The sequence below is a fragment of the uncultured Haliea sp. genome (assembly GCF_963973825.1).
GTDB lineage: Bacteria > Pseudomonadota > Gammaproteobacteria > Pseudomonadales > Halieaceae > Haliea.
The window spans coordinates 162,275-181,747 of the sequence record NZ_CAXBAE010000004.1 but is presented as its reverse complement, the minus strand read 5'-3'; the positions used below and the strand labels follow the sequence as shown (position 1 = coordinate 181,747).

Sequence of the window (19,473 nt, the reverse complement as noted above, 5' to 3'; positions counted from 1 at the left end):
CCGATCTTATCTAAACGGGGCCCATTTGTTTGAAGATATCAGTCAACACCCTGCTTTGCTTTCTCGGCGCTCTGTTGTTTAGCAATGTGGCTGAGTCGTTGAGCCCCCGCGACTACACGTTTCAGCTTTCCCCCGCAACCAAAGAACTTACGCAACAGTCTGTTAGAAGTGTCTTTCAAGACAGTAACGGCTTCATCTGGATACTTACACAGGAGGGCCTACACAAATTTGACGGCTACTCCGTCACTAGATTTAGAGCATCTAACCGAGATCCGGCCTCGATAAGCCATCAGTCAACTACTGATATCGTAGAGGATTCGAACGGCTTCCTTTGGGTATCAACGGCAGGAGGTGGGTTAAACAAATACAACCCCGCTAACCACAAGTTCTCGTCAATTCAAGCGGCAACCACGCAATCTGATAAGCACCCTTTGTCCAACAACATATATTCAATGTACAAAGATAGTGATGGTTTTATCTGGATAGCTTATGAGGGTGGCGCCGGATTCAGTAGATTTTCGCCAAATACGCAAAAGTTTGATCATTTCCCGCCCGACACTACCGCGAAGCAAACCCGTGCTGTTTCCTTTGTGGAGACGGCCGACAAGAAACTCTGGATATTAATAGACGGACTGGGATTACTACAGCTCAACAGACAGCGCGACTTTGAAAATATCATTGCAGTCACAACGGACGTTGAAAACTTCACCGGGGTCACTCGCTTTAGCCACCTCATGGCATCTAAAGATGGAAAGCTGTGGATATCAACACTCAATGGGGGGCTGATCAAGTTCAACCCGAATACAGGACGTTTTACACGCTACACCAACGAATCCACAAGAAATAGAGCCCTCTCCGACAACACCGTGTACATGTCGATCGAAGACCAATCTAACAACGTTTGGGTAGCAACACGTTCAGGCGTGAGCGTATGGGAACCAGAGAGCGACACGTTTACTTGGATCAATGCTACGAACTCAAATCTACCTGATGATCAAGTGTTTAGCATATTTCAAAGCAAAGCAGGAATTATCTGGATAGGCACCTTCAATGGACTTGCATACGGTACGAGATCGCTGTTCTCACGCGTAGATTCTGAAACCGGCTCTTCTGGGGACTCGATAAACACTTTTGCCGAAGACGGCGATGGAAGAATCTGGATAGGAACGAACTCGGGAATACACATCTACGACCCAAGAGGGGGCACCTCCGATCACTATCAACCTGCGACAGCCATAAATGAAAAAATATCCTCTCAGCTTGTAATGAGCCTGTTAATTGAAGATGAGTCCTTATGGATAGGAACCCTTGATGCTGGGCTAAACCGATTCAGCTTCGAAAACAACAAGGTCGAAACCTACAAGAAGCGCATATCGGACGAAGGTAGCCTGAAGGCTGATGGAATCACATCGATCGTTCGGGCGTCTAACGGAAATTTATTGGTCGGCACATATGGTGGCGGACTGAGCGTTTTTATTGAGAAAAGCAAAAGCTTTAAAACTTACCTTTTCGACCCAAACAATCCGGATAGCATCAGCAGTAATAATGTGATTGCAATTTCAGAAGATAGCGCCGGGGACATCTGGATAGGAACTGAAAACGGCTTAAATTTCTTCGATGACTCGGCGGAAATTGTCAAATTCAAAGGATTCAAGTCTAGTCTAGACGACCCTGAGAGCCTTTCGAGCAATATGCCCTGGGCGTTACACGAGGACAAATCGGGGACACTCTGGATTGGAACACAAAGCGGAGGACTAAATTCATGGACTAGGGATGACAGACGGAGGAAGATCAACCGTTTTTCACAGTACCTTGAATCGATCAATCTTCCAAGCGCGGATGTCTATGCAATAACTAGCGACAGCGATGGAAACATATGGATGTCCCACAATCGAGGGCTTTCAAGATTCTCTGTTGATAAAAACTCAACAGAAAATTTCGACCTTTCCGATGGCCTACAGGGTTCGGAGTTCAATCATGGCGCCGTATTTAGAGATAGCAAATCAATACTGTATTTCGGAGGTAACAATGGCTTCAACATAATTGACCCGAGTAATCTTAGAAAAAGCGTATACTTACCACCAGTTCAAATCACAGAATTTAAAATTCTTAACGAGGAAGTATTCTTCGACGAGCCGCTGTCTGAAAGAAAGGAAATAGAACTAGCTCACGACTTCCGATATGCCAGCTTTACGTTCGCATCTCTTGATTACACAAACCCGTCATCGAATCTGTATCGCTACAAGCTGAACGGGTTTGACGATGAATGGATAGAGCTCGGCACATCCAGGTCTGTCTCGTTCACAAGCCTTCCAGCTGGAAACTACGAGTTCCTCCTACAAGGCAGCAATTCAGATGGTGTCTGGAGCCCCGCAACATTATCTTTCTCTCTGCGAGTTCATCCTGCACCATGGTTTAGTCCCATCGCATACATATTCTATGGTATCGCGGCAATTCTCGTCATGGCGGCCATCGTTGCCCAACAAAGAGCCAGAAGCGCTCTTGCTATCGCCCGGCAACGTGAACTAGAGAACAAGGTTCAAGAGCGCACTGTAGATTTAGAAGAAGCTAGAAACGCAGCCGAGAGGGCAAACCGGGCGAAATCTGACTTCTTGGCGACCGTAACACACGAAATCAGAACTCCTCTGCACGGAATAATTGGGATGACGGAGCTACTGCAGCATACGCCACTCTCGGAGGAGCAGAAGCGTTACGCGTTAGCAGCGCATTCCAGTGGAGAATCTCTTCTGGATCTCATCAACTCGATTCTCGACTTCTCGAAAATTGAAGCCGACAAAGTAGTGGTCGAGCGTATCGAGTTTGACCTAGTGGGACTTCTAGATGAAATATGCTATATCCAAAGCGAAGCTGCAAACAGGAAGTCTCTCGGAATGTTCTATTACATCGAGCCTAACATACCTTACAGACTGATTGGAGACCCAACGAAAATTAGGCAGATCGTAACTAATCTGTTTAGCAATGCAATTAAGTTCACCGAGGAAGGCTCAGTGACACTGAGGGCAGGTTGGAAACCGGAAGATTCGACTCATGGTAAGGGCAGCCTATCTATAGAGGTGAGCGACACCGGCATCGGGATCGAGCCCAATGCGAAGGAACGTCTGTTTGAAGCATTTACTCAAGCCGATGCAAGCACCACCAGAAAATACGGCGGAACTGGATTGGGTCTAGCTATTTCGAAGAACTTTGTGGAGCTTATGTGCGGAAACCTTTCGGTCGAGTCATCACTTGGTGTTGGGACAAAATTTTTGATCACGATACCTTCCCTCGAGGCACCCGGGAATGGCAAGTCGCCCAGCGAAAATGTCGCCTCTGGGGTAACTCTATATTCAATCAACGAGAGGGTTATCGAATCGTTTGTTGGACACGCGAAGCGAGCTCAAAGAAAGGCATATATCTGTCGCACTCAAACCGAGGCATTCGTCAAAGAGCATACGAGCTCGGAAATAGTAGTCGATGTTGACGCTTTCATAGGAAAGACGGATTTAATCGACTTCCTTTCAGACTGTCATTTTGAGCGAAAGATTCTACTTTGTTCTTTCAGGTTTGATACCGAGCCTTATGAGAATCTGATCGATTCAGTCATCATTAAACCAGCTTCGAGCACATCACTTCTTCAGCTGAAGCCAGGCAATAGATTACCGAATGACGATTTCACAGATGACGTCCACTTTGGACAAGCCGGCAAAGGTGAGGTGGTCCGCGTATTAATCGCAGAGGACTTGGAAACCAATCAGAAAATTGCGAGGGCCGTTTTAGAAATGTTTGGTTGCGAGGTAACGGTCGCAAATAACGGAAAAGAAGCGCTCGAGAGATTCAAAGAGTCCACGTACAACGTGGTCTTCATGGATTGTCAAATGCCTGTGATGGATGGCTATGAAGCGACGGCCAGTATAAGAGAGCACGAGCAGATCAGTGGCATTAGAAAAACGCCGATAATTGCTCTTACTGCCGGAAACAGCAATGACGAAATGCGCCGAGGCATTGCAGCCGGAATGGATCAGTACCTCACGAAGCCGTTCAAGATGGACGAAATTAGGGATGCGCTTGAATCGCAGGGGATCGTGGTGAGGCGCGCGGCTCATACAGAATCACAAGACGATGATTCCTCAGACACGAGAACTACCACTAATGTTTATTTGGGCACAGAAACTCTGAACATGAGGGCCCTTGAGAATATTTTTGCCGTTGAAAAGCAAACCGGCTCTGACTTACTTGAAAAGCTTATAGACGGCTATCGCAACCAGATGACTCAAAAGATTGAGCAACTAAAGTTGGCCTCAAAAGAAAGGGATAGCAACTCCATTTTCTCAGCGGCACACGCCATTAAGTCCATGAGCTCAAACCTAGGGGCTGAAAGAGTACGAATAATCAGCTCGGAAATCGAGAAGATTTCAAAATCGGATAGTGCTCGCATCCTGGATGGAGAAATCAACGAGTTGGAGCTCGCCAATGAAGACTTTCTTTCGGCGATTAATCGGCTTCGCCGTCCTGCTTAGACGATGAGTAAGGTTCCCCTAGCAATTATATGTTCCACATTGGCAACATTGTTAGTATCTTTTCCGACGCATGCTACTGAGATTCAAAGTTCAACCCTTCAAGACGCGACTCGAATCCAAGCCAGTCAAATTTCAATCCAAGATTTTTCGAGCTCGGCTAATCTCAGGAACAGGCCGGTAACAGCAATTCTAATCGATTCCTACGGCCGCTTGTGGACGTCTACGCAAAGCGGAGTTTTTCTGCATGATGGAGAGCAGGTAATTTCGTTTAGTGCCCAAAAAGGGCACGAGCACTATGCACCCTCTCTAGATATAACCGCGCTTGCCGAGGATTCTAACGGTGAAATTTGGGCTACGTCCACAAGCCTCGGTCTCATGAGATATAGCTCTCAACGACAGAGCTTTCTCCTATTTCCGAGTGCACCTAGCCAAGGTATTACTGACGCAATTGCGCATAGCTCTGGAGACCTGATATTTATTGCACAGGGAAAAGTTCACGGCATCGACATATCAACGGGCGCACCAATCCATTGGATCACGCGTGCTTGGAGAGACTCAGGAGCAGGCGATGCTCATCAAGTGATGTTTTCAAACGGAGGCGACGTATTCTTTGTCTCCGGCTCACATGGTCTTGTAAAACTGGATGTTTCGGAGCGCAAGTCAGTAGAGACTACCTGGCGTGACGCTCTACGATGGATAACATCCGGCGGCGATACCCTAAATCTACGCGAGAATCATAGTCTTGAGAATACAGAGAAGTATGGCGCTCGCAATCAGGCATCGCCTACAGATTTGGAGACCGCGCTCGACGCTACACGTGGATCGTCGCGTAAGTTAGCGGTTTTCCGAGATTTAATATTTTTGGGTACCGACAAAGGTCTGTCAGCATTCACTCCATCCGGAACTCTTTTTCAGGAATATACCAAAAGCAACTCCGGGCTCTCAGGGGATCACATAACTGCACTAGCCTCAGACGAGAATCAACTTTGGATCGGGACGTTCAACGGGCTATCTCGACTTACCATCAGCGATTTTGGGAATTTTAGTCGCACCGAAGAAGCGCCCTTGCAAGACGTTTTAGATTTCTCTGAGGACTCGAACGGAGATATTTGGGTTGCAACATATAATGGACTGCTTCGCTATAGTCCTGGTTCGGAATCCATCAAAGATGCAAGAAGTGTGCTTCCAACGCTGGAAATTGTTGACGATAGGATTATGGCAGTTAGTAGTGCTTTCGGATCTCTGTGGATAGGAACCAGACGGTCAGGACTAACTATCTTCGATACAGGAAATAACTCTCCAATTTTATCCGATCTGGTTTTCGATGATGATTTCGCGGTTGCCAGCATAGCCCAGATTGACTCAAATAGGACATTAATCGGCAGTTATAGCCACGGGCTTTTTTTACTTTCCCGAGTAGACGATTCTCGAATCGCTTTACAGTCATCTCAATTGCTAAATGAGCCGATACTTGGAATTTTTCCGGTCGAGTTTGGAGTATTGGCTATAGGTGGATCCAAAATCTTTGCAGTGCAGCCGGAGGAAATGGACGTCGTGGAATTATCTCTGACAAAGGGTGGCAAGCCAAATAACATGATCTTGACCGCAGTCAGTCAGGTTTCACCCGAGAGTTTCTTAATTGGGACTCAAAGTCATGGCATGTTGATAGCTTCAATCAAGTCACTACAGTCTACAGCGACTCTTCGGGAGGTAATGCCAGAGATCTTGCAGTTTGCGTCCGCAATATATGCTATCGAGAAAGACGATTCAGGACGCTTCTGGATCGCAACATCAAACGGGCTTTTTTTATACTCTTCAGACCTGCGGTTCCTTCGAAGATACAGCCGAGCCAATCACTTGCAGGCCGACAACTTTAATTTCGGCGCGTCACTACGCTCTACAGACGGAACGTTATATTTTGGAAGCAACCTCGGGTTTACAAAGATTACGCCAAGCCTTGCCACGGCGCCCCCGCAAGAATCACGTCTTTATCTGAACAAAATTAACGCTGGCGCTCAGCGATTTCGTGGGTCGCAGCGCTTGTTGCGCACCGAAACCATCACCCTAACCCACAAAGATCGGTTTCTGACACTGAATTTCAGCACACGAGACCTTACCAACGTGGATACCACCAGGTATCGTCACAAGCTGGAGGGTTTTGATGACGACTGGGTAGACATCGGCAACCGCGGTTCCGCCACATACACCAATTTGCCCGCCGGCAGTTACGTGTTCAAAGCACAAGCTCTTAATGCCTCTGGGGTATGGAGCCCGGAGGGCGTATCGATCGGCGTCACTGTCAAACCCGCGCCGTGGCGGACATGGTGGGCATATACGCTCTACGGCCTGTTCGTGCTGGCTATCGTCTATCTGATGCTCAGGGTATACCGGGAACGAATGCTAAAGGAGCAGGCAGAGAAGCAAGCGGATGAGATGCAGAGAATAGCGGATCAGTTCGCTGACGAGGTCCAGGACCAGATGGACTTTCAGCGTGTACTCGCAGACTCAATGCATCGCTACAACAAGGAGTTGCTGGCATGGGCAAATGTCTGTATCCGACGCAGCGCCGAGTACGCACACGGCGACGCGTCAGCCCTTCAGTCTGGTATTGAGTACAGGCTGCGGGTGCTGGATCTGGTTCAGGATGCACTTTACTACCGAGGGGAGCAGCTCTACCTTGATCCCCATGCCTTCGTTTCAAAGCTCTTCACACTCGCGGCAGAGCGGCATCCAGCGTTGAACCAGCGACTGACCGCAATCAACGATGCCACGAACGAACTGCTTCCAGCTTCTCAGGCCATACCGATTGCAGTGATTGTTGGTGAGCTATTCGAGAACAGCTTGAGTCACAGCTTCGCAGCGTCACAGGGGCCTTGCTACCTGCGTATCGCTTTAACGATGCCATCGGTGAACGAAGTGCAGCTCGAAATTCAGGACAACGGCGTGGGCATACCGGCAGGCCTGAGTTTTGAGGCGGCGGAGTTTGCTGGTTTTGCCATCGTGGCTGACGCTGCATTGGCTGCGCGCGGCGCCCTCACGATTGGTTCAGACCGCAAGTCTGTGCTCGGACAGTTCTTGCTCGCTGAGAAGCCGAAGAAAAAGGATCAGCGGCCCTGAAACCTGGGCTCACGCTTCTCCTGACGCGCCCTGAACCCCTCCTGCAGGTCCTGTGACTCCATGCACTCAGCCGCCAGCCCCTGGGCGAACGCCCGATCGAGCGTGCCTGCAGCTGATTGCTGGATGATCTTTTTCATGGCTCTTACTGAAAGCGGAGCGAGCGCTGCGATACTGGCTGCGAGCCTGTCGACGGTGTCTTTGAGGGCCGCAGGCTGCACCAGGTAGTCAAGGAAGCCAATCTCCAGCAGCGTCTGCGCGGGCATTTCCTCTGCCGCCAGTAGCATGCGCTTCGCGGCGCTAACGCCCAAACGCTCCACAAAGCGGTTCACCCCGCTGACAGGGTAGCAGAGGCCTATGGCTGCCGCGGGAACTCTTAGTTTACTGCCCGCAATTCCGACACGAAAGTCACAGCTGAGCGCCAATTCGGCGCCACCGCCATACACGTTACCGCTGATCGCACAGATGGTGGGTATAGAAAGCTCTGCGATCAGGTCGGTTGTTTCCTGAAAGGCGTCGCCGGACAAACTGCCGCTTCCCAGCTGCTGCAGGGACGCACCGGCACAAAAGGTCTTGTCGCCCTCACCGGTGATGATCAGGACCCGGACCTGCTCGTCGCCTTGCACCGCCACCAGGGCAGATTGAATGGCGCTCAGCTGCTCTTGCCCGAGCGCATTGTGCTGAGCGGGATTGTTCAGTGTCAGGCGGGCGATGTGCCCGGTGCACTCATAGCGTATGGTATCTGTCATGGGGATGAATTCTGGCACACACCGGGATAAGGCGCCAGATAACACCGGCGTATTGGCGCTAGACAGGATACCGGGCCAGTCTGATACTGAGTGCTTTTGCCGGGACAGGAGAGGAATGAACACAATGAAGCGCTGCGGTTGGTGCGGAACGGACCCCCTCTACCTGGCCTACCACGATCAGGAGTGGGGCGTCCCGGTGCGGCACGACCCTACGCTATTCGAGTTTCTGGTGCTGGAGGGGGCACAGGCGGGCCTTTCCTGGATTACGGTACTGCGCAAGCGCGGCGGCTATCATCGCATGTTTGCAGGGCTGGACCCCGAGAAAGTGGCGGTCTTGTCCGATGCGCAGTTGGAGAGCGCCCTGCTGGATCCCGGCATCGTGCGCAACCGGCTAAAGGTGTTCAGCGCGCGTAAAAATGCCCAGGCATTTTTGAACATCCAGGCATCCGCTGGCTCATTCTCCAGTTACCTCTGGCAGTATGTCGACAATGTTCCGATCACCAATCACTGGAATAGTATGGCTGAGGTGCCGGGCCGCACGCCGCTTTCGGACAGGATCAGCAAGGATCTGAAGCGTCACGGATTCAGCTTCGTGGGGTCGACGATCATTTATGCCTACATGCAGGCCATAGGCATGGTCAACGATCACCTCACAGACTGCTTTCGGCACGCGGAGTGCCATCGCCTCGCGTTTGAGACCGAGGGGGCCTGATGGGGGACGCGGGTCGATCGCTGGAGGCGCGGGAGTCGAGCAGTGCACGGGTATGGCAGTTGGCGTGGCCCACGATTATTTCCAACCTGCTGTTCACGACCGTCGGCTTTCTGCACATCAAGATCGCCGCAGGGCTTGGAACGTCTGCTGTCGCTGCGGTAACCACAGGCCACCGGGTGTTCTTTCTTGTGCAGGCTATCCTCATGGGGCTTTCGGTGGCGACCACCGCGACCGTTTCGAGGCACTGGGGGGCCAAACAGGTCGCAGCGGCAGAGATGGCAAGCTGGACGGCGTTGCTGTTGGCTCTGCTGGTTGCGGCACTGCTGACTGTTCCTGTGCTTTGGGTGCCCGAAGCCATCGCGGGAATTTTCGGCCTGGACGACGCGACGACCGTCCTCGCCGCGAGTTTTATTTTCTGGCTCGGTTTGTTCAATCTCTTCTCGGCAACAAACATGATGTTGTCCACCTCGTTGCGTGCCACGGGCGATGTCATTACACCGCTGTATTTTCTCGCCTGCAGCACCTTCATGAATGTCATGTTCGGCTACGCGCTGGCATTTGGCGTAGGCCCGTTACCGACCATGGGCGTGGCCGGGGTGGCGCTGGGCGGTGGCATAGCGGGCGCTTTGGTAACCGTAGCGTTCGTCCTGATGTGGTGGAGAGGCCGCTTCAACCTGCAACCCGTAGGAGAGGCGCGCTTCGACTGGACCGCAGCCCGCAAACTGGTGCGCATTGCCCTCCCTGCCGTCACTGAACAGGGTGTTGTACAGATCGCCTTCCTCGCATTCTTTGCAATTGTGGCCAACTACGGCACCAGTGCCTATGCTGCCTACGGCATTGGTATCAGCCTTGTGGCTTTTCCCATCGTTGTCGGCTTTGGTTTCGGCATTGCAACGGCGACTCTGGTCGGGCAGCAGCTGGGAGCGGGCCGCCCGGCGCAGGCGATGCTCATCGGTTGGCGATCACTGCGTATGGCGCTCCTGGCCATGATCACACTCTCGGCACTGATGGCCTGGTACGCCCGGGATCTGGCTGCCTTCATGATCGACGATCCCGAGGTAATAGACCTCACGGTCGGCTTCATCTTCATCATTTGTCTTGCACAGCCCATGATGGCGGTTGATTTTGCGCTGGCCGGCGCACTGCGGGGAGCTGGCGACACACGCTTTCCGCTGCTGGCAACATTCGTCGGGATTATCTTCGGTCGCCTCCTGCCCGCCTGGCTCTGCGTACAGTTCGGCTTGTCCGTCTACTGGGTTTTTGCCGTGATGCTGCTGGATTACCTGTTGAAATCCTGCTTGTTGATGTGGCGTTATCGCTCCCGGAAATGGCTGGACACCACCTCCGGCAGAAACGCACAGGTCCCGCGCTAGACAGCGACAAAAAAAATACTTAAAGTTTGAATTGTCGACTATCGAGTACGGACGGCGGAAGCTCCAGAATCCGCAGAGGCGCTGCATGACCAGACTGAGTGAGGGACCACAACAAGGATCACCGTTCAACCGAACTGCACAGCACGATGCCAAACGCGCTGCCATCCTTTCCCAGGCGGCACAACTGTTCAATTCGAAGGGCTCGCGGGCAACCACGCTGCGGGATATCGCCGAGTCCCTGGGACTCACGAAAACCAGCCTCTACTACTATGTAAAAACCAAGGAAGAGCTCATTTTCCAGTGCTATCTGGCAACGCTGGATCATCACCTGCAATCGATGGCCGAGATTGAACGCCGCTGCGCGAGCCCGCTGGAGCGCGCGCGTCAGTTCTTCCTCCTGCAATTCGAAAACTGGCTGGCGGCGCAGGAAAACAGGGGGCCCCACTACGCGGCGTTGCTGGAGATCGCCTCCCTGCAGGGGGCACAGCGAGATGAGGTGGAGGCACGCTACATTGACATGTTCAAGCACCTACGTGGCTACCTGCGCGACGGTATCGCCGCGGGTGAAATCAGGCACTGTGAAACCTCGGCTGCAACGCGGGCGATCCTGGGCTCGGTGGACTGGGTATTTTTCTGGCTGCACAGCCTGCCCAGGAGCTCCGTACCCGAAGTGGCAGCACAGGCCTGGGACATTATCGCTCATGGCCTGCGCAGCGGCGAGGACATCTATCAACCCGCACCACTGGCCATCAGCTCATCACCGGAACCCTACATACAGGGCTTCGACCGCGATGAACAGAACAGGCAGAAACAGCAGGCGTTCTACAAAACAGGCACCTGGTTCTTTAACAAGAAGGGGTTCACCGGTACCTCGCTGGATGAAATCGCGGAGCAGCTGAACGTTTCCAAGGGTGCGTTCTACTATCATATCCGCAACAAGGAGGACCTGCTGTTCAACTGCTATACCTATTCGCTGGACATCAATGAAGAGATCCATGCCCAGGCAGTGCAGCTACAGGGTAATGGGCTGCACAAGATCGACCAGGTGTGCCGGAAGATCTTTCACGCGCAGAACTCTGACCGCGGCCCGCTGATTCGCTACAGCACCATCACCGCACTGCCGATGCCACGCCGTAAACAGATCCTGGCGCGCACTGAGGCCTCCAATCGACGCTTTGGCGACTTCATCCGTGAGGGAATAAGCGACGGCAGCATTCGGGACATCGATCCCTTCATCGCACAGCAACTGATCACGGGCGCCATCAACGCCTCCATGGACATCAAACTTTGGCGACGGGTGGACGATCTCGACGCGGTCGCCATCGACTACTTCGACCTGTTTTTCAACGGACTCGCGCCCCGCAAGGGCCGGGCCTGAACCCAATCAGAGAGGCATATTTGTGGCAGACAAACTGCAGAAGCTACTGACCCTGCTCGAAGTCGAGCGCATCGACAAGTACCTGTTCATCGGAAACAGCCCGAGCTACCCGCCCCGCGTATTCGGCGGTCAGGTGCTGGGACAGTCCCTCAACGCGGCCAGCAGGACCGTGGACAGCGAGCGGAAGGCACACTCCATGCACGCCTATTTCCTGCGCCCGGGAAACCCCAAGAAGCAGATAGTGTACGAAGTCGACCCCCTGCGCGACGGCGGTAGCTTCACCACGCGGCGAGTGACCGCGAAACAGGATGGCATTCCCATTTTCAGCACGTCGGTGTCATTCCAGGCCGAGGAGGAAGGATTCAGCCACCAGTTCGATATGCCCAGCGTCACGCCGCCCGAAGAGCTGGAAACCGATTTCGAGTTCTGGAGCCAGATGGCCAAGCGCCATCCGGAGCGCTTTGGACCGCCGATGATGCAGGCGCTGGAGCGTCGACCCGTGAAGCGGCGGGATTATCTGAACCCACAGCCACAAGAACCCGAGCAATACACCTGGTTCCGGGTCCTGGATCCGGAGCAGGTCATCGGTGACGACCCGGTTCGACACCAGACCATCCTCGCCTTCATCTCGGATTTCGCCCTGCTGGGCGCTGCCCTCCTGCCGCATCCGGCGACGGTCATGGACCCACAGATGCAAACCGCCAGTCTGGACCACGCACTGTGGATACATCGTCCTCTGCGGGTTGACGAGTATCTGCTCTACGCGATTGACAGTCCCACCGCGCACGGCGGGCGGGGCCTGAGTCGAGGCAGCTTCTATAACCGTCAGGGGGAGCTGGTGGCGTCAACCGCCCAGGAGTCACTGTTGCGGCGCAAGCGGCCTGTCAGCGATACGTGACGAGCTGCTCGCCCTGCTGCGCACCCAGCACCTGCAGGAAGGACCTGTCGTTGAAATACGACAGGGACACCTTGTCCCCGCTGTAGAACAGTTGCGTGACTGAGCAGTTGAAGATGGGCTCGTAGAATTTATAGGCGTGTTCGCCAGACAAACCCAGAACCTGACTGACGATGGTCGCAATCGTGCCGCCGGAGGTGAAGATGCCGACGGTTTTCCCCGCACCCTGGGCGGCCATCACCGCTTTCAGTGCAGCGCCGACTGCGCCTGAATACTCCGCCCAGCTCTGGATACGCGGTTCATCACAATCCCCTGAGGTCCAGTGGGTGAATACCGCCTCGATCACCTTCTGGTAATCCTTGCTCGACGACAGGCCCTTGTCCACCAGGGCCTGGATAGCCGGATTCGCTTTGGCCACAACGGGCACCAGGTAACGGATCTGCTCGTCATTGCGCACTTCATCAAACCGCGGGTCGATGTGATGCTGCACTGCAACCGGCTGGCTGGCCAGCGCCAGGGCTGTGGTCTCACGTTGGCGCAGCAGCGCACCGCTGTAGGCCGCGTCCAGCTGGATACCCTGATCCCGCAGATAGTGACCCAGCACCTCTGCCTGGCGACTCCCCAATGGGGAAAGTTTGTCGTAATCGTCGGCACCGAAAGACGCCTGCCCGTGCCGGAAAAGATACAGTGTAGCCATTATGCGATGTTTGCCTGTTGTTCAGGATTGCGGTTAAAGCGCAGCTTGCGCCGGTAGGGAAAGAAGTCCTCGACATGCCCCTCGCGGATGCGTTCCTGCAGACCTCGCCAGAAGCTTGCCTCATAGATATCACTGTGCATTTCATCGAACACCCGGCGCGCGCGCTGGTTGCCGGAAAAGAACAGGCGAAACTCCTCGGGGAAGATATCGTTGGGGCCCACGTTGTACCAGGGCTGGCTGGCCAGCTCTTCGGCCTCGCTGCGCGGCGTGGGAATCTCGCGGAAATTGCAGTCCATCAAGGGCACAATTTCGTCGTAGTCGTAAAACACCACGCGCCCATGTCGGGTGACGCCGAAGTTCTTCAGCAACATATCACCGGGAAAGATATTCGCGGCGGCCAGCTGCTTGATGGCGTTGCCGTACTCGTCCATCACGGCCACTACCTGCTCATCGGTCGCGTTCTGCAGGTACAGATTCAAGGGCGTCATGCGGCGTTCAACGTAGACGTGCCGGATCACCAGCGCCTTGCCATGTTCCTCGATCATGGACGGGGCGACTTTGTGCAGCTCATCCATCAGCTCGTCGGAGAAGCGTTCCCGCGCAAAGGCCAGGTTGGTGAACTCCTGGGTATCCGCCATGCGGCCAGCACGATCCCAGCGCTTCACCAGCCGGTATTTCTCCTTCACCTGTTCACGCGTCATTTCCTTGGGGGGCGTAAACCGGTCCTTGATGATCTTGAACACAAAGTCGTAGGACGGCAGTGTAAACACGCTCATCACCATCCCCTTGATGCCGGGCGCGATGATGAACTGGTCGGTGGTCTTCTGCATGTGCCGATAGGCACAGCGGTAGTAGTAGGTTTTGCCGTGCTTGTTGTAGCCCATGGAGCTGTAGAGTTCGGAAATCGGCTTGGCCGGCATCAGCTGCTGCAGGAACAGCACATACTGCGAGGGAATACTGGCGTCGACCATGAAATAGGCGCGGGTAAAACTGAACACCACACTCATTTTATCCGCACCAAACAGGATGGTGTCGACGTAAACCTCGCCGTTACCGGAGTGCAGAATGGGGATGACGATGGGCATCGAATCCGGCCCGGAAACAATTCTGCCGACGATGTAAGCGCCCTTGTTGCGAAAGAAATGAGGTTCGAGCGTCTGCAACTCGACACCTTCCCGGGAGAGATCCAGGCGCCCGGACAAGCAGCCATTGATCGCTGCCGCAAGGTTGTTGATATCTCGCTCGAGGTCTTCCCAGGGCAGCCTGAAGCTGTAATCTCCAAGCAGCGTAGCCAGCATCCGCTTGAGGTCATCGCCAAACGGGTAGCTCCGGTACACCTTGCTCACGTCCGGAGCCGGCATGTCCCCCTGAGGCGAGAAAACGAAGGCGTATTCGTCGCGGATCTTGCGGTGTTTGAATACGCCGCAGTAGACCGAGTTGAAAAACGTCTCGGCAATCTCGAAATTGTTATGCCCACGCACCAGGTCAGCGTAAACCAGACGCGCTTCCTGCCAGAACTGAAGCGAGTGCAGCTGTTCACCGGCAATCAACTCGACGTATTCCAGCACCCGGGTGGTGGCTTCCTTGTAGAGGTCTATGCGACGGATGGAGGCGGCATGCATGCCCAGCCAGTCCTGGGCTTCAAAGCGCGAACGCGCTGCGAGGGTGATATTCTGGAACTCGGCAAAGTAGGCTTCAAAGCCATTCAGAATGGTGCGCGCAAACCGTGCCTGTTGCTCTTTCCGCTGCATTTCGCCGTCGCCACCTACAGGTTGGGGTTGCCGAAGCGCCGGCGCAGCTTGCGCATACCGCCCAACCAACGGTCGTAATCGGCTGCCTTGTGAGCCCGGTAATCGGCCACCTGGGGATGAGGGAGAATCAGGAAGCGCTCTGCGGCCAGGCCTTCGACAACCGCTTCCGCCACTTCATCCGGCGTCAGAATGCCGTCGACACCTGCGGTACCGCCCTCCTCCACGCTGCCGATCATCTGTGTGGCCACGGCCTGTGGGCAAAGCGCAGACACCTTGATGCCATCGTCGCCGTGGGTGATTGCAAGGGCCTCGGCAAATCCGATGGCCGCGTGTTTGGTCGTCGAATAGGCTGCGTCGCCCACCTGGTTCAGCAAGCCAGCAGCGGACACGGTATTCAGCAGGTAGCCCTGCCCGCGGGCCAACATTCCGGGCAGGCAGGCGCGCGCGGCGTACACATGGGCCATAACGTGGATCTCCCACATGGCTTGCCAGGTCTCGTTCGGCGCCGAGGTCGCCCACCAGGGCTCACCGTCACCGGCGATGATGCCCGCATTACTGCAGAACAGGTCGATATGGCCGTACTTGTCTGTAACCTCGTCGACCATGGACTTCAACGCGGCTTCATCGCGCACATCAAGTGCATAGGCATCGCCGTCCACCAGCGCGGCGACTGCCTTGGCATCAGCTGCGTGCAGATCCGCGACCACCACCTTCCGAGTGCCTTCACGATGGAAGCGTGTGCACAGGGCCTTGCCGATGCCGTTGCCACCGCCCGTGACGATGACGACGCCACCGCTCACCTGCACTACAGCAGCTCCTTGGCGAAAAACTCGAGCACGTCCGGGTCGTGCACACCCAGCAGCATGGTGCCCACTTCGCCGCGGGACGCCGCCGCCTTCCAGCTCGACAGGCGTTCAACAATGCGCTCCCGGGGCCCGACCAGGGCGACCTCATCGAGCAACTGGTCTGGCACCAATGCCTCTGCCTCGGCCTTCTTGCCCGAAAGATAGAGATCCTGAATACGTTCGGCCACCTCTCCGTAACCAGCGCGAGTCGCGTAATCCGTGTAGAAGTTCTTGCCCTTCGCCCCCATGCCACCAATGTACAGCGCAAGCCAGGGGCGCAGCGAATCATAGGCGGCCTTGAGGTCATCGTTCACCGCCACCGAGACAAACGGCGCGATATCGAAGTCGGCGAGACTCTTGCCGTTGCCCGCAATGTCAAAACCCTTCTGGATGTGGTCGCCGAGGATGCTGAATTTGTCGGGGTCCATCCACACCGGGAACACGCCGTCCGCCACTTCGCCCGCACAGCGCAGGCCTGCCGGTGTAATTGATGCCGTGTAGATGGGGATGTTGGGATTGCCCTCAAGAATCGATTTCAGGGGCTTGCCCAAGCCCGTTGTGCCCGGGCCCGTATTGGGCAGCTGATACATATCCCCGTCAAACTCCACGGGGCCTTCACGCGCCATGATCTTGCGCATGATCTGGATGTACTCACGGGTGCGGGTCACTGGCTTGCCGTAAGGTACGCCGTGCCAGCCTTCCACCACCTGGGGACCGGAAGCGCCCAGGCCGACAATAAAGCGGCCACCCGACAACTGGTCGAGCGACATGGCCGTCATCGCGCACATCGCAGGTGTTCTTGCGGGCATCTGCATGATGGCAGTACCCACGCGGATCTTGCTGGTCTGTGCCAACACCCAGGTAGCGGCCGTCACGGCATCGTTGCCATAGGCCTCGGCGGTCCATACAGAGTCGTAACCCATGGCTTCCGCACGGTGAATCAGGTCCAGCGGGATGTTGATCTGTTTGCCAGAGTAGCCCAGCAATATACCCAGTTTCATGATGTGTTCTCCCGGTTCATGATCGAAACGGCTGCCGCCCGGACACCGCACTCATACCGTGCGGCGCCCCGGGCACCGTTCTATTTGGCTTCAGGCACTGTAGCGCAGTTCGTTGAACTTTGCCTGATGATAGTCACCATTGCCAAAGGTGGTGTTGATCATCATCAAGCGCTTGGCGTAGTGACCAATATCCAGCTCATCGGTGATCCCCATGCCGCCGTGCAACTGTATCGCCTCACCGAATATCTTCTTGCCGTTGCGATCGACCAGCACCTTCAGTGCGTGTACACAGGCAGCGGTATCGTCACCCTCGCCATCCAGCTCGCAAACCGCACGGTACAGCAGCGACTTGACCTGCTCGTAGGCCATGAACGTGTCCACCATGCGATGCTGCAGGGCCTGAAAACTGCCGATAGGAACGTCGAACTGCTTGCGCGTTTTCGTGTACTCCAGCGTCTTGGCGTTCAACTGCCCCATGATACCCAACGCTTCGGCAGCCAGCGCCACGTTGGCCCGGGTGATCACCGGACTCATCACGGCATACCCTTCACCCGCTTCACCGACGATATCCGCCACTGGCACGCGTACGTCCGTGAAAGTGATATTGGCCACCACCTGACCGTCCATCATCCGGTAGGCCGTGCGCTCCACCCCTGCAGCATCTGCGGGCACCAGCACCAGGGTAATGCCGTCCTCGTCGCTCTGCTCCCCGCTGCTGCGAGCCGCAACGATAAGCTGGTCAGCGCTGGCGCCGTTGAAGACCACAACTTTCTCACCGTTGAGCACCAGCTGGTCACCCTCGACGGCTGCCGTGGTCTTGATGTCCGTGATCGCGTGGCGGCTCTGGCGCTCCAGATAGGCGAATGCACCCAGGCAGCTACCTTCAATGATGCGCGGGATCAGCTCTGCCTGTTGCTCCACGCTGCCACCGCGCTGCAACAAACCACCGAACAGGAGCACGGTAGCCAGGTAGGGTTCCAGCACAATGCCCTTGCCGAACTCCTCCATCATCACCATGGTGTCCACCGGTCCACCGCCAAAACCGCCGTGGGATTCGGCGAAGGGTACTGACAGCCAGCCCAGCTCGGCGAAGGTCTGCCAGTTTTCGCGGCTCATGCCCTCATCGCTGGCGGCAATTTTGCACCGCGTATCAAAGTCGTAACTGTCCTGCACAAAGCGCGCCACGCTGTCCCGGAGCATGCCCTGTTCTTCTGTAAACTCGAAATTCATTGCTCTGTCCTCTCCAACAATCCGGGTTTAAAGACCGAGTACGGCCTTGGCGATGATGTTCTTTTGCACCTCGTTCGAGCCGCCGTAGATGGTCGATGCACGACCATACATGTAGGTCTGGCGAGCCTGGGAGCCGAAGTCATGCCCCAACTGCTCCGGAGTGAGGTCGTTGGGCAGTACGCCCTGGTAGTAGGCCGCCACTTCCATGCGCAGCTCCTGCACTGCCTGCTGCATTTCCGTGCCCTTGATTTTCAGCATTGAGGATTCCGCGCCGGGCGCGCCGCCGGCCGCCACGGTGGCCAGTACGCGCAGTTCGGTGAACTCCAGGGCCATCAGCTCAATTTCAATGTCGGACAGGCGCTTCTGGAACAGCGGATCACTCAGCAGGGATTTGCCGCCATTCACTTCACGCTCGGCAAATGCGCGGGTCTCGGCCAGGCTGCGCTTGCTGTCGGCAACGCCTGCGATGGCCGTACGCTCGTGGGCCAGCAGGGCCTTGGCGTAGGTCCAGCCCTTATCCTGCTCGCCAATCAGGTTGGCAACGGGCACCCGGACCTCGTTGAACTCCACCTCGTTCAGGCTGTGGTGATTATCAATGGATACAATGGGGTTAACCTTGATGCCCGGCGACTTCATGTCGATCAGCAGGAAGCTGATGCCATTCTGCTTCTTGCCTTCATTGCTGGTGCGCACCAGGCAGAATATCCAGTCGGCGTATTGCGCGTAGCTGGTCCAGATCTTGGCCCCGGTGACCACGTACTCGTCACCCTCACGAACCGCCCGTGTTTTCAGCGAGGCGAGGTCGGAGCCGGCACCCGGCTCTGAGTATCCCTGGCACCACCAGTCGTCGCTTTGCAGAATGCCGGGGAGGAAGCGCGCCTTCTGCTCCTCGTTGCCGAAGGCGTAGATCACCGGGCCAACCATGTTGAGGCCAAAGGGAATCACGTCGCGGATGCCGGCGGCGCTGCGCTCGGTTTCGTAAATGAATTTCTGTGTGGCGTTCCAACCTGTACCGCCGTACTCCTTGGGCCAACCTGGAGCAATCCAGCCTTTTTTGTACAGGCGCTTTTGCCAGTCAATAACCGCTTCCTTGAACGTTTCCAGGTTGTTCAGTCGTGCCTGCAGTTCGCTGTCGTAGGCTTCAGCGAAAAATGCACGCACTTCGTCGCGAAACGCGAGATCTTCGGGAGCAAAACTTGTATCCACGTGGC

The 19,473-nt window shown here is 55.2% G+C and carries 13 protein-coding genes; 6 read left to right on the top strand and 7 right to left on the bottom strand.

Translation table 11 applies throughout. The annotated features are described in order from the left end of the window. Positions 1-29: 29 nt before the first annotated feature. Positions 30-4,517 (top strand): two-component regulator propeller domain-containing protein, encoded by a 4,488-nt coding sequence (locus AACZ17_RS07210; RefSeq protein ID WP_290743055.1) that lies wholly within the window; start codon positions 30-32, stop codon positions 4,515-4,517. 582 nt (positions 4,518-5,099) lie between these two features. After that, positions 5,100-7,634 carry a triple tyrosine motif-containing protein gene (locus tag AACZ17_RS07205; protein WP_290743311.1) on the top strand — a complete coding sequence of 845 codons (2,535 nt, stop codon included), beginning with the start codon at positions 5,100-5,102 and terminating at the stop codon, positions 7,632-7,634. Here the strand turns inward: AACZ17_RS07205 and AACZ17_RS07200 are convergent. Further along, the gene (locus AACZ17_RS07200) at positions 7,622-8,380 is read right to left on the bottom strand and encodes an enoyl-CoA hydratase-related protein (RefSeq protein ID WP_290743053.1); all 759 of its coding nucleotides are present in this window, start codon (positions 8,378-8,380) and stop codon (positions 7,622-7,624) included. The two genes, AACZ17_RS07205 and AACZ17_RS07200, sit on opposite strands and share 13 nt — an antisense overlap. A 115-nt stretch (positions 8,381-8,495) precedes the next feature. Here AACZ17_RS07200 and AACZ17_RS07195 point away from each other — a divergent pair, with 115 nt between their 5' ends. From AACZ17_RS07195 to AACZ17_RS07180, 4 genes are all read left to right on the top strand, one after another. Then, positions 8,496-9,092, top strand: coding sequence for a DNA-3-methyladenine glycosylase I (locus tag AACZ17_RS07195; protein WP_290743051.1), 597 nt, complete (start codon positions 8,496-8,498; stop codon positions 9,090-9,092). After that, the gene (locus AACZ17_RS07190) at positions 9,092-10,465 is read left to right on the top strand and encodes an MATE family efflux transporter (protein ID WP_290743048.1); all 1,374 of its coding nucleotides are present in this window, start codon (positions 9,092-9,094) and stop codon (positions 10,463-10,465) included. The genes AACZ17_RS07195 and AACZ17_RS07190 overlap by 1 nt, the downstream gene beginning before the upstream one ends. 85 nt (positions 10,466-10,550) lie before the next feature. Next, positions 10,551-11,843, top strand: a complete 1,293-nt coding sequence (locus AACZ17_RS07185) for a TetR family transcriptional regulator (RefSeq protein WP_290743045.1) — start codon at positions 10,551-10,553, stop codon at positions 11,841-11,843. Positions 11,844-11,865: 22 nt separating this feature from the next. After that, positions 11,866-12,741 (top strand): acyl-CoA thioesterase II, encoded by an 876-nt coding sequence (locus AACZ17_RS07180; protein WP_290743042.1) that lies wholly within the window; start codon positions 11,866-11,868, stop codon positions 12,739-12,741. Here AACZ17_RS07180 and AACZ17_RS07175 read toward each other — a convergent pair. The 6 genes from AACZ17_RS07175 to AACZ17_RS07150 all read right to left on the bottom strand — a co-directional run bounded on the left by AACZ17_RS07175 (position 12,728) and on the right by AACZ17_RS07150 (position 19,468). Continuing rightward, on the bottom strand, positions 12,728-13,435 hold the full coding sequence (locus AACZ17_RS07175) for a histidine phosphatase family protein (RefSeq protein ID WP_290743038.1): 708 nt from the start codon (positions 13,433-13,435) through the stop codon (positions 12,728-12,730). The genes AACZ17_RS07180 and AACZ17_RS07175 overlap by 14 nt on opposite strands. Beyond that, the gene (aceK, locus tag AACZ17_RS07170) at positions 13,435-15,186 is read right to left on the bottom strand and encodes a bifunctional isocitrate dehydrogenase kinase/phosphatase (protein ID WP_290743036.1); all 1,752 of its coding nucleotides are present in this window, start codon (positions 15,184-15,186) and stop codon (positions 13,435-13,437) included. Before aceK ends, AACZ17_RS07175 begins: the two co-directional genes overlap by 1 nt. Before the next feature lie 14 nt (positions 15,187-15,200). Further along, positions 15,201-15,992: an SDR family oxidoreductase gene (locus AACZ17_RS07165; protein WP_290743033.1), complete on the bottom strand. Its 792-nt coding sequence runs from the start codon at positions 15,990-15,992 to the stop codon at positions 15,201-15,203. Further along, a complete protein-coding gene (locus tag AACZ17_RS07160) occupies positions 15,992-17,032 on the bottom strand; it encodes an LLM class F420-dependent oxidoreductase (RefSeq protein ID WP_290743030.1) in 1,041 nt (346 codons plus the stop codon). Before AACZ17_RS07160 ends, AACZ17_RS07165 begins: the two co-directional genes overlap by 1 nt. Positions 17,033-17,122: 90 nt before the next feature. Continuing rightward, positions 17,123-18,262 carry an acyl-CoA dehydrogenase family protein gene (locus tag AACZ17_RS07155; protein ID WP_290743027.1) on the bottom strand — a complete coding sequence of 380 codons (1,140 nt, stop codon included), beginning with the start codon at positions 18,260-18,262 and terminating at the stop codon, positions 17,123-17,125. 27 nt (positions 18,263-18,289) lie between these two features. Further along, complete coding sequence (locus AACZ17_RS07150) at positions 18,290-19,468, bottom strand: acyl-CoA dehydrogenase family protein (protein ID WP_290743025.1); 1,179 nt, start codon at positions 19,466-19,468, stop codon at positions 18,290-18,292. Positions 19,469-19,473: the final 5 nt, after the last annotated feature.